The organism is Nitrospirota bacterium (assembly GCA_016195565.1).
Lineage (GTDB): Bacteria > Nitrospirota > Thermodesulfovibrionia > Thermodesulfovibrionales > UBA1546 > UBA1546.
Window position 1 is genome coordinate 109,447 of the sequence record JACPZK010000017.1, and the last position, 13,778, is coordinate 123,224.

General features: G+C 43.6%; 11 protein-coding genes, 2 tRNA genes and 1 pseudogene. 3 read left to right on the top strand and 11 right to left on the bottom strand.

Annotated features, from left to right (window positions below):
• Positions 1-10: 10 nt before the first annotated feature.
• From fdhF to HY035_06180, 3 genes are read right to left on the bottom strand one after another with little or no spacing between them, the layout of a single operon-like run.
• Positions 11-2,758 carry a formate dehydrogenase subunit alpha gene (fdhF, locus tag HY035_06170; GenBank protein MBI3377969.1) on the bottom strand — a complete coding sequence of 916 codons (2,748 nt, stop codon included), beginning with the start codon at positions 2,756-2,758 and terminating at the stop codon, positions 11-13.
• A gap of 34 nt (positions 2,759-2,792) precedes the next feature.
• Positions 2,793-4,631 carry an NADH-quinone oxidoreductase subunit NuoF gene (nuoF, locus tag HY035_06175; protein MBI3377970.1) on the bottom strand — a complete coding sequence of 613 codons (1,839 nt, stop codon included), beginning with the start codon at positions 4,629-4,631 and terminating at the stop codon, positions 2,793-2,795.
• Positions 4,558-5,031: an NAD(P)H-dependent oxidoreductase subunit E gene (locus tag HY035_06180; protein ID MBI3377971.1), complete on the bottom strand. Its 474-nt coding sequence runs from the start codon at positions 5,029-5,031 to the stop codon at positions 4,558-4,560. Before HY035_06180 ends, nuoF begins: the two co-directional genes overlap by 74 nt.
• Before the next feature lie 229 nt (positions 5,032-5,260).
• Between HY035_06180 and HY035_06185 the strand changes: the two genes are divergently transcribed.
• Positions 5,261-5,336: transfer RNA gene (locus HY035_06185), tRNA-Lys, on the top strand.
• Between the two features lie 3 nt (positions 5,337-5,339).
• Positions 5,340-5,417: transfer RNA gene (locus HY035_06190), tRNA-Glu, on the top strand.
• Between the two features lie 300 nt (positions 5,418-5,717).
• On the opposite strand, the gene HY035_06195 is transcribed toward HY035_06190, so the two are convergent.
• Both HY035_06195 and HY035_06200 read right to left on the bottom strand, forming a co-directional pair.
• Positions 5,718-7,427, bottom strand: a complete 1,710-nt coding sequence (locus HY035_06195) for a cellulase family glycosylhydrolase (GenBank protein MBI3377972.1) — start codon at positions 7,425-7,427, stop codon at positions 5,718-5,720.
• A 1-nt stretch (position 7,428) separates the two neighbouring features.
• Positions 7,429-8,952, bottom strand: coding sequence for a hypothetical protein (locus HY035_06200; protein MBI3377973.1), 1,524 nt, complete (start codon positions 8,950-8,952; stop codon positions 7,429-7,431).
• 339 nt (positions 8,953-9,291) lie between these two features.
• Here HY035_06200 and HY035_06205 point away from each other — a divergent pair, with 339 nt between their 5' ends.
• Entirely contained in the window at positions 9,292-10,011 is a 720-nt protein-coding gene (locus tag HY035_06205) for a thymidylate synthase (protein ID MBI3377974.1), read from the top strand.
• 13 nt (positions 10,012-10,024) lie between these two features.
• Here the strand turns inward: HY035_06205 and HY035_06210 are convergent, their stop codons facing one another.
• The 6 genes and pseudogenes from HY035_06210 to HY035_06235 all read right to left on the bottom strand — a co-directional run bounded on the left by HY035_06210 (position 10,025) and on the right by HY035_06235 (position 13,492).
• Positions 10,025-10,432 carry a putative toxin-antitoxin system toxin component, PIN family gene (locus HY035_06210; protein MBI3377975.1) on the bottom strand — a complete coding sequence of 136 codons (408 nt, stop codon included), beginning with the start codon at positions 10,430-10,432 and terminating at the stop codon, positions 10,025-10,027.
• Positions 10,433-10,434: 2 nt separating this feature from the next.
• Positions 10,435-10,677 carry a ribbon-helix-helix protein, CopG family gene (locus HY035_06215; protein MBI3377976.1) on the bottom strand — a complete coding sequence of 81 codons (243 nt, stop codon included), beginning with the start codon at positions 10,675-10,677 and terminating at the stop codon, positions 10,435-10,437.
• Between the two features lie 160 nt (positions 10,678-10,837).
• A pseudogene (locus HY035_06220) lies at positions 10,838-11,473 on the bottom strand (hypothetical protein).
• Positions 11,470-11,910: a hypothetical protein gene (locus HY035_06225; protein ID MBI3377977.1), complete on the bottom strand. Its 441-nt coding sequence runs from the start codon at positions 11,908-11,910 to the stop codon at positions 11,470-11,472. Before HY035_06225 ends, HY035_06220 begins: the two are co-directional and overlap by 4 nt.
• 285 nt (positions 11,911-12,195) lie before the next feature.
• Positions 12,196-13,167 (bottom strand): porphobilinogen synthase, encoded by a 972-nt coding sequence (hemB, locus tag HY035_06230; GenBank protein MBI3377978.1) that lies wholly within the window; start codon positions 13,165-13,167, stop codon positions 12,196-12,198.
• A 4-nt stretch (positions 13,168-13,171) separates the two neighbouring features.
• On the bottom strand, positions 13,172-13,492 hold the full coding sequence (locus tag HY035_06235) for an iron-sulfur cluster assembly accessory protein (protein MBI3377979.1): 321 nt from the start codon (positions 13,490-13,492) through the stop codon (positions 13,172-13,174).
• Between the last annotated feature and the right edge of the window lie 286 nt (positions 13,493-13,778).

The following is a 13,778-nucleotide window of genomic DNA, read 5'->3' on the forward strand; positions in this document are numbered from 1 at the left end:
CTCTCCTTTCTTATTTCTCTATCTTTACCGCACACACCTTGAGTTCAGGTGTTTTTGAGTGGGGGTCAAGAGCGTCTGAGGTTATTACGTTTACAGCGGCTTTGCTGTAATGCATCGGGATAAAAAGAACGCCGTTTGATACCATGTCCGTTATCCGCGCCTTTATCTCAATCTGCCCTCTCCTTGATCTGACCTTGATTTTTTCACCATTCTTTATTCCGGCTTTTTTCGCATCTTCCGTGTTTATCTCAACATAAGGTTCGCCTGCGTGCTTTTCAATAGGCGCAACTCTCATCGTCATTGTAGCGCTGTGATACTGAAAAAGGTTTCTGCCTGTCGTGAGTATAAATGGATAATCGCTGTCTGCAAGCTCTGCAGACGGAAGATATTTTACCGGAGTAAATGATACTTTGCCTCTCGGAAACCCTGCCTTGTACAGATATTCTGTGCCGGGATGGTCTTTTGTAGGACAGGGCCAGTGGATGCCATGGGTGCGTATCCTGCTGTAGGATATGCCTGAAAGAGCGGGCCATAAACTGCCGAGTTCTTCAGATATCTCTTCAACAGAAGAGTATTTCATGGGGTATCCTATCCTGTTGGATAATTCAGCTATTATCCATGAGTCCTCTTTTGCGTCTCCCGGCGGCTCTACCGCTTTTCTTACAAGCTGGACTTTTCTTTCTGTATTTATGAAAGTGCCGTTCTTTTCAGCAAAGCAGGTAGCAGGCAGGACTACATCTGCGAGAGCCGCTGTCTCTGTAAGGAATATGTCCTGAACCACCATGAACTCAAGATTTTCCAGCGCTTCTTTCGTATGATTTGCATTTGCGTCTGTAATTATTGGATTTTCTCCCATTATGTAAAGCGCCTTGAGTTTTCCTTTGAAGGCTGATTCTACCATCTCTGTTGATTTCAGCCCCTCTTTATCGGAAAGCCGGACTTTCCATGCATCCTCAAATTTTTTCTTGACCATGGGCATGTCAACCCTCTGATAGCCGGGATATACATTAGGAAGGCAGCCCGCATCACAAGCGCCCTGAACGTTGTTCTGTCCTCTGAGAGGATTTATTCCCGTATGCTCTCTTCCGATATTGCCTGTAAGAATGGCAAGATTGGCTATTGCATTTACATTGTCTGTACCGTGAGTGTGCTGGGTAATCCCCAAGGTGTAGAATATTCCCGCCTTTCTTGAGCCCCCATAAAGCTTTGCAGCCTTAATTATATTTTCCGCAGGCACGCCTGTAATCTGTGAGACTGCCTCTGGTGGGAACTTCTCCAATGACTTTGTCCATTCATCAAAGAACTCGGTTCTTTCCTCTATGAATTTTTTGTCGTGAAGCCCTTCCTTTAATATCACATGGGCAATGCCATTAATCAGGGCAACATCTGTCCCCGGTTTCAGGTTCATGAAAACTTCTGAAAATCTTGCCATAGGCACTTTCCGCGGGTCGGCTACGATTATCTTTGCGCCCTTTCTGAATGCCTTTATCATCCTGTTTGCGATAACAGGATGGGTCTCTTTCGTGTTGGAGCCGATTACAAAGAGAACCTCCATCCCCTCAATCTCTCTTATGGAATTGGTCATTGCTCCTGAGCCGAATATTGTAGCCAGACTGGCTACAGTTGCAGCGTGTCAGAGACGGGCGCAGTGGTCCACATTATTGGTCCCTACTACTGCCCTCATAAATTTCTGGAACAGATAGTTTTCTTCTGTAGTGCATTTTGCAGAAGAAAGTCCTGCTATTGAATCAGCGCCGTGCTTTTCCTTTATCTCCCTGAGTCTTGAGGCTATGTAATTGAGAGCCTCATCCCACGATGCTTCTCTAAAGAGTTCGAAGCCTACCCCCCCACGCCCCCCCTTACTAAGGGGGGGATTAAGGGGGGGTGTCTGAACGCTGAACGCTGAATGCTCTTTTGGCTTTATTCTAATAAGAGGTCTCGTGAGCCTGTCGGGGCTGTTGATAAACGAATAGCCGAACCTGCCTTTAACGCACAGCCATCCCTCGTTCCACTTGTCTTCCTTTGAAGTCACTCTTATAACTTTATTCTGCCTTACGTGAAGGGTGAGGTTGCACCCTGTTCCGCAGTATGAGCAGGTAGTGTCAATTTCTTTTATGTCTTTCTGTCTGCCGCGGAGTTGCCGCATTTTCCCTGTTAAAGCGCCTGTCGGGCATACAGCCACACACTGTCCGCAGAATTCACAGTCAAGGTCTTTTTCAAATGTCGGGCATATCTTGGATTTAAAACCGCGGTATGCAAAATCTATAGCGCCCACGCCCTGTATCTCATCGCAGGCCTTTACGCATCTGCCGCAGAGGATGCATTTCTCCATATCCCTTTCAATAAAAGGATTGCCGTCCCTTTTTTCGTATATCCTTCTTTCCCCTCCGAACCTGTTTTCCCTTATGCCATAGAAATATGCGAGTTCCTGAAGGGTGCAGTCTCCTGCCTTTTCGCATACCATACAGTCATTCGGATGGTCTGAGAGAATAAGTTCAAGCACTGTTTTTCTTAAGCCCTCAAGGGCTGGAGTTGAAGTTGTCACTTCCATTCCCTCTGAAACAGGCGTTGTACATGATGTGAGCGGCCTCGGAACACCCTTTACTTCAACAATACAGAGCCTGCAGCCTCCGAATGGTGTAAGTTTCGGATGATAACAGAGCGTAGGTATTTCTATATTCAGCATACGCGCTGCGTCAAGCACAGTTGTGCCTTCCGCAACCTCTATTGCTTTGCCGTTAATATTCAGTTTAATCATTGCTTTGATACTCTGACCCTCTGACACTTTGAATCTACTCCTTCCCCACTGCCTTGAATTTACATACATCAAAACAGGCCCCGCATTTAATGCACATTGCAGAGTCTATCTTGTGCAGTTTCTTTTTCTCCCCTGTTATTGCCTTTGCAGGACATGCCCTTAAGCACGCTCCGCATCCTTTACAGAATTCCTCAAGAATATAGTAAGTCAGCAGTTCTTTGCAGACTGCCGCCGGGCACTTTCCATTTAAATGCGCTTCGTATTCATCTCTGAAATATTTTATAGTGCTTAAGATAGGGTTTGGCGCTGTCTGGCCAAGACCGCAGAGTGATGCGGCCTTAATATCAGCGCTGAGTTTCCCGAGGAGTTCTATGTCTCCTTCTTTCCCTTTGCCTTTTGTTATTCTGTCGAGAATTTCAAGAAGTCTTTTAGTTCCTATCCTGCACGGCACGCATTTCCCGCATGACTCCATCTGCGTGAACTGGAGAAAGTACTGCGCCATGTTAACCATGCAGTTATCTTCATCGAGCACTACCATTCCGCCTGAGCCTACTATAGAACCTACTTTTGCAAGCGACTCAAAATCAACAGGGGTATCAAGCATTTCCGCAGGAATACATCCGCCTGAAGGCCCTCCTGTCTGGATTGCCTTAAGCGCCCTGTCGCCTTCAATGCCTCCGCCTATGTCGTAGATTATTTCCCGAAGCGGAATTCCCATAGGCACTTCTATGAGCCCTGAGTTCTTGATCTTTCCAGTAAGGGCAAATACCTTTGTGCCTTTTGATTTCTCTGTGCCGAAGGAAGAAAACCACTCCGCGCCGTTCCTTATGATATATGGAATATTTGCAAGGGTTTCGACATTATTTATCACTGTTGGTTTTCCCCATAATCCGCTGTAGACAGGGAAGGGCGGTTTTGCCCTCGGCATTCCTCTCTGCCCCTCAATGGAGGCGATTAAAGCCGTCTCTTCGCCGCAGACAAAGGCCCCGGCGCCGAGTTTTACCTTTATATCAAAGCTGAATTTTGTGCCGAGGATATCTTTTCCGAGAAACCCTCTTGTCCTCGCATCAGAGAGAGCTTTTCTCAGCCTTTCAACAGCAAGCGGATACTCAGCCCTTATGTAAACATAGCCCTTATCAGCGCCGATGGAATAAGCGCCTATTATCATTCCCTCGATTACAGCATGGGGATTGCCCTCGATAACAGACCTGTCCATAAATGCGCCGGGATCGCCTTCATCTGCGTTGCAAATCATGTATTTTTGCCTGGAGGCCTGTTTCATTGCCGCTTCCCATTTAACTCCCGTAGGAAACCCTGCTCCGCCTCTGCCTCTGAGGCCTGAAGCCTTGATAATTCCGATTACATCCTCGGGGGCAGATGAGGTAAGAACCTTTCTTGCCGCCTCATAGCCCTTGCCTGCAATATAGGCATCTATGTCCTCGGGATCTATAGAGCCGCAGTCCGAAAGAACAACCTTAAGCTGTTTTTTATGGAAGTTATGATAGTCATCTCCCACAACCCAATCGGTTACAGGATTGTTTTCGATGATGTGCTCTTTTACTATTCTTGATATCATCTCAGGCTTTACATACTGGTATGTTGTTTTTTGTCCTTTTACTATCACATCCACCAGAACGTCTTTAGCGCACAGGCCGCGGCATCCCACCTTATGCGTCAAGCAGTTTTTCGCTACCGTCGCCTCAATGCCGGATGCGTCAAGTTCTGTCCTGAAGGCATCCATAACTTCAGAGCCGCCGGCTGCTATTCCGCCCGTGCCCATACATACTTTTATAACAATGTTAGTCGGCTTCACTGTTTGCACCCTTGATAGAACGTATTTCTTTAATGAGTTTATCAGCTGCTGCCTTCCCATGGACCTTTTTATTGATTATGAAGACCGGAGCAATGCTGCAGGCGCCAATACAGTTTACTTTTTCGAGCGTGAATTGCATATCCTTTGTTGTTTCCTCACCCTCCGAAATATCAAGCTCCTTTTTTACTCCGTTTATCAATCTCTCGGAGCCTTTGACATGGCATGCAGTGCCGCAGCAGGCAGTGATAATATTTTTCCCCCGCGGTTTCAGGTGAAACTGCGCATAGAATGTGGCTATTCCGTAGAAGCTGCTGGGATTGACGTCCAGCCTTGATGCAAACCAGTTGACAGCTTCCTCAGAGATATATCCAAAGGCATTCTCAATATCCTGAAGAATAGATATGAGATTGCCCTCATTTTCTCTGTTTTCTTTCAGAATCTTTTCAAGAGTTTTCTCCATGCCAAAAATTCCTTTCAGATGTGGACTTTAAAATTAGCACAGCAAAGGAAAGGCTGTCAATGCAGAAATAGAAATGAATCAATAAGTCTTGGTTATGGGAATGCTGTGCTCTCCATGCAAGAATACTTAAAGTTTTTCATTTGACACTCAGTCAGAAGGATACAATTTTACCCAGCCTGAAGTTGACAATGAAATCAAAATAATTGTATTCTACAAATCTATTTTTCGCGGGCCGCTAGCTCAGTTGGTAGAGCAACGCCCTTTTAAGGCGTGGGTCGAAGGTTCGAATCCTTCGCGGCTCACCATGTGTCCCCATCGTCTAGCCCGGCCTAGGACATCGCCCTTTCAAGGCGGTAACACGGGTTCGAATCCCGTTGGGGACGCCATTGAAAATCAAGGGGTTACAGCGAGTACCCCTTTTTCATTTTCATCTCTACGTGCCGTCATCGGATTGCAGCAAAATTGAAGCAGTCTCCTTAATGATTTAGTCTGCTGAGGCTACATATGCACTTCAAAAAAAGAGTTTCGGATATTTTTGGGCTCAGGAAAGCGGGTTTTTGAAAAATAAAAAAGGCGCCGATACCTGCGGCAGGGATTACGGTAACAATTATTGGAATGATTAGTTTGTTCATATTATTTCTCTTCAACAAATACAAGCTTGTCTTTGGATGTTTTGGATAAATTTATCAGTTAACCGTTTCTATAAAAACCGGTTCTTTATTTAAAACAAAATTAATTTTACCGTTAACCGCCTTTTCCGTTCGAACGCCGTTGCGCATAATGAAATTTACTGATTTAGCTCCGCCGACTTCAACAACAACATTTTGCGGCGATTTTAGAGTTTTATTTGTTATTGCCGGCATAACATCATCAGCAGTTTCATAGAGAAAAGGATTAAATGCCACCCACATTTTCTTCCCGTTTGTATTTTTAAATTCTTCAAGCCAATAACCGGATTGATTTATTTCTCCGAAAAGATGCCTTGAATGAACGGGGTATTTTTTAAACAGAGCAATCAGGTTTTTAACGACATAATACTGTTTTCTTTTGGCGCCGGTTTTTGAATCAATAAGTCCGATTTTGGCGGTTCTCGATATTCCGGTTATTATTTTGCCGGTGACATTATTTTTTGAAGCATTGGAAAACGCCATGACATATCCTTCAACCCATAAAATAGAAGCCTCGTCTTCATCAAGATATCCCCAATCTCTTCTCCCATTTTTCAAATATGGTGTATCCATAAAGCCTTCAGATATCAAAATGGGTTTATCGCCATAGCCATATTTTTTCAATAAAGCGCGATAGGTTTCATAAAGGTTATATTCAGAAGCCAGATCGCCAGCTTTTGTGCCTTGGACATAACCAAAACTTTTAGGATAATCGTGATACATAAAAACATCGAATTTCGGTTTCGCCTTAAAATACGCTTGATAAAATTTTTCCGTGTAGAGTTTGCTCTGATTTTTGCTTTCGCCAATAAATCCGGGTGAGCCGACCATAATATCTGGGAAGGCCGCCTTAATCTTTTCGTAAGCAGCATTGTCAAGTTTAACTAAATTCTCCGCAGTTCCGTTATATGAGCCGGGCAAAGAATTTGACGCTCCACTTCCGTCGTTTCCCGGGTTTGGCTCATTTTGAGACTCTGTATATTTGATATTCATTTTATCTTTGTAGCGGGCAATGAAGCGATAAACAAATTCCGCAAACGATTCAGCGTCTTTTTGCCGGCTGAAATTAGCCGATGGGGCAAACATTGGAATAATAGAAATGCCGTATTGATTGGCAAATTTGGCAATTTCGTCAAAATCAAATTCAATCCCGCCGAGTGAAGTTTTCCAGCGCCATTCACTATTGCTGGGATTAATTGTGTCTTGAGGGACTACTATTTTCACATAATTCAATCCCAAATCGTTGGCTATTTGAAAATAAGTTTCTTTGTTTTTTGATTTTGCTTCTTCGTAGCCGATTTTGAGCCCGAAAATCCCAAAAGGCGAATTCCCGCTTGAAACTGGCGGCGGAGTTATGACGGGTGGGGTCGTGGCCGGAAGTTGTGTTGTGGGAGATTGCATGGCTGGCGATTGTGTTGCAGAGGGTTGGACTTGTTGGCAATCTTTCGGGCACACATTAGGATTGGCTCTTTCAAAGGCATCGCAAACACCATCGCCGCATTTGCCGATTTGAGGTGTTGACTGTTTATTTTGAGTTGGTTTTTCTGTGGAAGACTGACAATCCCTTGGACAAAGGTTAGGGTTTGCCTTTTCAAATTCGTCACATATCCCGTCACCACACCTGTCCACGGGCGGCTCAGAAAAAGCGGATTTCTGAAAAACAAAAAATGCGCAAATGCCTGTGGCGATTATTAAGACTGTGATAATTGGAATGAATAGTTTGTTCATGTTATTTCTCCTCCACAAACATCGGCTTGTCTTTTAGGGTTAAAGTGATTTTTCCGGCAGCAACAGATTTTGTCTCGGTGTTGAAAGCGGTGTTATAATCCGTCACTTCTTTTCCTGACTCGTATTTAGGTATAGCTTCGGTGATTTTGACTTGCTTGATATTGCCTGTGTTTATTTCAATTGTTTTTGAAGCGCTATTGTCATTCCAAGCGGCATAAATTGATTTTCCGTTTTTTGTAAATTTGTATACATACACGCCGTCCTTTTCCTGAATCGTCTGGATATTATTCCAATCGCTTCCTTCTAAGACCTCAACCATCTTTTTGTAGGTGTAGTAGGAGAGTTTTTTAGAACCATTGTCATGAATAAACCCGTAGTGAGAAAAAACTTGGTGATTAGGTTTTCTTTCTATCACATACATCCAAAAAATCTTATCAATGCCCTGAACGAGTGAATAGACGTATGTTTTAAGCAATGCCGCAGCTTGCTGACTCTCTGTTTGGTAAGGCAAAAGATTTGCTATGGGGTGGCGGGCGGGATAGGCAGGCTGACCATCGTACATTGCTGTTTCCAGATAAATCGGCACTTCTTTAACATTTATCCCATAATTGGAAAGAATCTTTCCGAAAACCTCAATCCTATTCTTGAGCAGTTTGTAATCTTCCGCTCTTGCGTGATGTTGCTTAAATTCAAATATGTCAAAATATCCCTTGGCGCCGTTTTCAAGAATTGCCTTCAAAAATCTGGCTGGATTGTGGATATCATTAGTTGGCGGCTCTGCATCGCCTGGATTGACTTTTTCCCAATCGCCTGCCTCGGTGATGTTCCAATAGCCAAAGCTGCTGAGTCCTCCCAAAACAACCTTACAATCACTGCATTCACCCTTGATTATTTTATAGGTAGTTTGCAGAAACTCTGCGTATTCTTTAGGATAGGTTCCCCAGAATGCATTTGGCTCCGTATCAACCTCCCAAATTTTTACTCTATCTTTATACTTCCGAACTATATCCCTGGCCGCCTTCTTATATTCCTCTGAGACGTTTGGCGGTTGATTGCCCCCTTCCATAGCGACCAATCTGGAATATACTTTTATATTTTGAGGAACAGATTCTATGTTTGTTGAATTGGGAACTGGCATCTCCTGAACCCATTTCACGCCAAGATCACCGAGGTATTGATTTATTTCGGACCTGGAAATGTTCATTCTGTCAACAACGATGGTCTCGGTATATGGATTGAAGACCCCAAACGGCGAAACTTGAGATTTTATATTTGGGGTTATAGACTTAGTTGAAATAGTATGGCTGGGTGAAGTTAGCTGCGGAGCTGCCTGTTCTTTACAATCCTGTGGGCATATAGTCGGATTCTTTTTTTCAAACTCATCGCAAATCCCGTCGCCGCATCTGCCGAATTTTGCAATTGGCATCTTTGGTTCAGAAAAAGCGGATTTCTGAAAAACAAAAAATGCGCCAATGCCTGCGGCAATAATTATAACGACAAAAATTGGAATAATTAATTTATTCATATTATTTAACATTCTCACTTTTTTAAAAGTTTTTGTTTTCAATTATCGGGTTCGGAATTTCACTTAACTTGGTCACAAACGCATTCCTACTTCGCTTTTTGTCAAGATTTGGGGTTATATCCGAACCTGTTTCGGATATTCCACCTATAGACATGGTTGAAATATACCTATTTTTATGGAATATGTAAACATTTATTTCAGGATAAGATATATGCTTTTAGAGTGCGAGCAAAATCTGAATATCCCCTCTTTAAAGAATGCGGCGCTTTTTGTTTTTAAAAAGTCATCCAACATTGGTATAATAACCTCCATACATTTCCATACGAGGTGAAGGATATTATGCTTCCTTTTTGTTTGCATGCCAAGACAATATCAGATGCGTGGTTTCAGTTGATATATAATATTTTTGACCATTCCTACACTCAGAAAATCCAGAAAGGCTCATTTGAAAACGAGCAGTATCGCCTTCAGTATCCGGGCATGGCAGTGTTCATTGAACACCCCGGCGAGGATATGATTCCTGTGATTCCGCCTGCGTTGAATATCCCGTCGCCTACGACAATGGACTATATAGAAGATTATTTCGCAAATTACCTTATGGACCCTGAGCTTTCAGAAAATGAGACCTATAAGTATTCAAGCAGGATTCATCACCCGATGCCAAAGGGAGGGACGCAGTTTGAAAGGGTAATTGAAATGCTTAAGGCTACACCACTTACAAATCAGGCTGTTATAGAGATAGGCTCTCCGGAAGACCATGATATATGTTATGGAAACGACGGGAACCTTGATCCTCCATGCCTGAGGCTTCTGGATTTTAAGGCAGTGCCGATTAATGATGAGCTCGTTCTTACTGTAAGCTGCTACTTTCGTTCATGGGATCTGTGGGCAGGTTTTCCTACAAACCTCGGCGGCATAGAGCTTTTAAAAAGCTATGTTGCCGGAGAAACAAATCTAAAGAACGGGCCCATGTATGCGTACAGCGCAGGCGCTCATATCTACGGTTATCAGGAAGAGATTGCGAGAATAAGGACGCTAAAAACGGTGGTTAAGAAATAATTGCGCCGCTGTCCTATTTAGTCCGATAGCTCTCTAAAAACTCCTGAGGCGGCAATATTCTGATACCCATATATTCCTGTATGGCAAGGACTTCTCCATCGCCGGTTATGACAGCATCTGCCTTTAATGCCACGGCGCATTCAATAAACTTATCATCATCGGGATCATTTTTGACAATCTTTATCTTTGGTGTTTTCGTGGTAAACAGGATGTTGAAGCCCTTGGCGAAAAGGGATAACAGTTCTTCAAGTTCAGCTTCGTCCTTCATGCCGATCCTGCCAAGGACGTCTATATATTCATCAAGGACAGCATGGGACAGGCAGAGGGTTATTTTTTCATTTTTCCACAGGTCTGTAATCTTCTTCGGGTTTCCGCCGAAAAAAGATGAGACAAAGATGTTAGTATCAATGACGACCTTCATCCTTATTTTTTGCGCGCCGATTTAATAGCCTTGTCAATCGCTGCAGGCGTTACGCCTTTTGACTTCAATTTCCTGCCGATTCTACCCCACAGGTCATCAATATACGCGCCGATATCACGCTCTTTAATGTGCTCTTCTATAAGCCCTCTCACCATCTCGCTCGTAGTCTTGCCCTCGCCTCTGGCAAGCCTGTTGAGCCTGTTCTTGACCTCGTCATCAATCCTTATAATCATCTGCGTTGACATCTCTTCACCTCCAAAATATATCTTGTATATATTGTATATCACATATATACGATTGTCAAATTCCTCGAGCCGATGAGACTGGGCTAAGGCACTATTGCTCTATTGCACTTTTACGTTTCTGCATTGGAGCGGATGGGCGGCGGGGGATATAAAGATGTTTCTCTATCAATGAACTCAATCTTTTCATGTCCGCCGCATTCAAAGGCTCTCTGTAAAGCTCATTGACCTGCCACAAGCCGCTCTCGCTTATTCGCACTTTCGGGGAATGTTGACCTAACCATTTGGCAGATGATCCGCACTTCTTGCAAAGCGAAATAGTGGAAACAATTCTTGATTCCAAGTGCAAACGCTCGTCTTTGTCATTCACCTCGATTACAGAAAAGGACATGTTATTCTGGACATAAAGAGAAATCCTTTTTTCGATCTGTCTTTGCAGTGGCTCGTCCACAAGGTGCGCATTTTTGTTTCTCTGGTCTCTTGTTGTGAGATCGAATTCCCAGACCTTTAGATACGGATGAGTTTCTTTGTTCAAGAAACAACGACCAATGTTCTTTCTGAATATACTGCGATCCTTATTCTCATAGACAAAATGCTGATAAAGTCGTGACTGTAATTGATTGCCGCCTGTATGAGTTCCCACCCTGACAACTCTGTCTATGTCGGCGAACGATTCACCTTTTTCGAAGAGAATATAAATACCATTCCTTGGGATCAGTTCAAGGTTCTTATCAAAAGGGAAGCGAAACCTCTTTAATGCATTGAACCATTGATGAATTAAAAGGCACTTGTCAGTCATTTCAGCCTATCGGTCAGGAATTTAAGTTGTTTCCCTATTCCTAATCCTTCCATCGGAACCCAATATTTCTTGATTCTTGGAATAAGAAATCTCCTGTAATTGGCTCCTGCAAAAAAGACGAACTCATCTCTATCCAAGTCTGTTTCCCCTTTCAATCTTGCAGCTACCTTAATTGCCCATGACTTTATTTCCTCTGTGCTCATGTCGTTAAGAGTCAGATTATAGGGGCTAATTGTTTGGTCAAGAGGCACGAGATAATATTTAGCCGAAAGAACGAAGATCTTGTTGGGCTTCAGAGTATGGGCATAGGCTAATGCCTTCTTAAACAGGGGACTAATATACAGGTCTTTGGCTTTAGCAGGGCGATTAAGCTTCATGCTTACACAAGATATTAAGACTATCCTTTTCAAACCTAAATGCCTCCAATCACTTAACATTTTAACACTCCACAAAGCGAAATACTTGAGAATATTTCTATATATATAGTCTTTAGGTATTCCCTCCGGTCAGAAGAAATTAAATCTGTGCGTGTTCGCCTCAGAGAATCCGACGAGTCGGACAATACTCGTTCAACTAAGCGCAGAAAAGCAGTCGCCTCATTCTCATCAGCGAACCCGCCTGAGCACGGGGGCGACTCTTCGCTGACAATTCGAAAAGTTCGGAAGATCGGAAGTAACAAATAGAACAGAAAAACACAAGAACGAAAGTGCGGAAGAGCAAATTTATTTATTCAGAATCTTTGCCGCTTCTTTTGCAAAGTAGGTGAGAATCAAATCAGCGCCTGCGCGCTTTATTGAGGTGAGAACTTCCATCATAACGCGTTTCTCATCAATCCATCCGAGTTTTGCTGCTGCCTTTACCATAGAATATTCACCGCTTACATTGTATGCTGCAACAGGCACATTGAACGCATTTCTTACATCAGAAATAATATCAAGATATGTCATCGCAGGCTTTACCATCACAATATCAGCGCCTTCTTCAATATCAAGCGCAGCTTCTTTCAACGCCTCTCTTCTGTTTGCCGGGTCCATCTGATACGAGCGCCTGTCACCGAATTTAGGGGTGGACTCAGCAGCCTCTCTGAACGGCCCATAAAAAGCCGATGCGTATTTTACCGCATAACTCATTATTGGCATCTCTGAGAACCCCTCGGAATCGAGCGCAATTCTTATCGCCTTTACCCTTCCGTCCATCATGTCAGACGGCGCTACCATGTCTGCTCCTGCCCTTGCGTGAGATACCGCCTCTTTGGATAGGAGTTCTAATGTGGGGTCATTCTTTACAGCGCTTTTTTCGATTATCCCGCAGTGGCCATGAGCTGTATATTCACACATGCAGACATCTGTTATGACATAGAGTCCGGGCACCCTATTTTTTATTGCCTTTATCGCCTTCTGCACGACTCCGTGAGGGTCATATGCGCCTGAACCTGTTTCGTCTTTGTGTTCAGGAATCCCGAAAAGTATTACCGCAGGTATGCCGAGGGAATAGACCTCTTTTGCATGTTTTACAATCTTATCAACTGATTCCTGATAACATCCCGGCATTGATTTTATCTCTTTGCGGGTGTTTTTGCCGTAGGTGACAAAGAGAGGATATATAAAATCATCGGGAGAAAGCGAGGTTTCTCTCACCATTCTCCTGATGACTTCGTTCTTTCTCAACCTTCGAGGCCTGTGCAAAGGGAACATAGATTTATTCGCAGCTGGTGCAGCTTGGGCCGCATGACGGAGCGCTTCCGCCTGTGATGACGAAGCCCTGTTTTTCACCGTCATCTATGAAGTCAATGTTCATGCCTTCAAGTTTTTTTGATGTGTCTTTGTCAACGAAGACCTTAATACCGTTTTTCTCCACTACATCGTCGTTATCTCCCGGCTTTTCATCTATATCCATTCCGTAAGACGGGCCGCAGCATCCCCCTCCGGCAGTATATACACGAAGCCCCCAGCCGGCTTTTCCTTCTGTTGTGAGTAGCTCTTTTGCTTTTTCTGCAGCAGTGTCTGTTATTGTTATCACAATAAACCTCCTTAGTCAGGTTCTCTTGGAATTTTTTTGTAGAACCGTATCTTTAAGAATAAAGTAAAAAAGACCCAAAAAGCAACCTTTTACAGAAGTTAAGAGTTAGGTGAGAATTACTAATCAGTTCATTAGTAAGCATACACGCAATGACTTTATTCGTCATGCCCGCAGGTCGTAAGCGGGCATCCAGTCCCTTTCTGGATTCCCCGATCGAGTCGGGGAATGACAAGGATGTAATCTTACTTATGAACTCCTTAGTATGAATAAGAATATAGGTCTTTAA

Excerpts from the sequence above, each read along its gene's own strand:
- HY035_06200 (MBI3377973.1), bottom strand. The coding sequence starts at position 8,952 with ATGAATAAATTAATTATTCCAATTTTTGTCGTTATAATTATTGCCGCA.
- hemB (MBI3377978.1), bottom strand. The coding sequence starts at position 13,167 with ATGTTCCCTTTGCACAGGCCTCGAAGGTTGAGAAAGAACGAAGTCATC.
- HY035_06180 (MBI3377971.1), bottom strand. The coding sequence starts at position 5,031 with ATGGAGAAAACTCTTGAAAAGATTCTGAAAGAAAACAGAGAAAATGAG.
- nuoF (MBI3377970.1), bottom strand. The coding sequence starts at position 4,631 with ATGGGAAGGCAGCAGCTGATAAACTCATTAAAGAAATACGTTCTATCA.
- HY035_06205 (MBI3377974.1), top strand. The coding sequence starts at position 9,292 with ATGCTTCCTTTTTGTTTGCATGCCAAGACAATATCAGATGCGTGGTTT.
- HY035_06210 (MBI3377975.1), bottom strand. The coding sequence starts at position 10,432 with ATGAAGGTCGTCATTGATACTAACATCTTTGTCTCATCTTTTTTCGGC.
- HY035_06215 (MBI3377976.1), bottom strand. The coding sequence starts at position 10,677 with ATGTCAACGCAGATGATTATAAGGATTGATGACGAGGTCAAGAACAGG.
- HY035_06225 (MBI3377977.1), bottom strand. The coding sequence starts at position 11,910 with ATGTTAAGTGATTGGAGGCATTTAGGTTTGAAAAGGATAGTCTTAATA.
- HY035_06195 (MBI3377972.1), bottom strand. The coding sequence starts at position 7,427 with ATGAACAAACTATTCATTCCAATTATCACAGTCTTAATAATCGCCACA.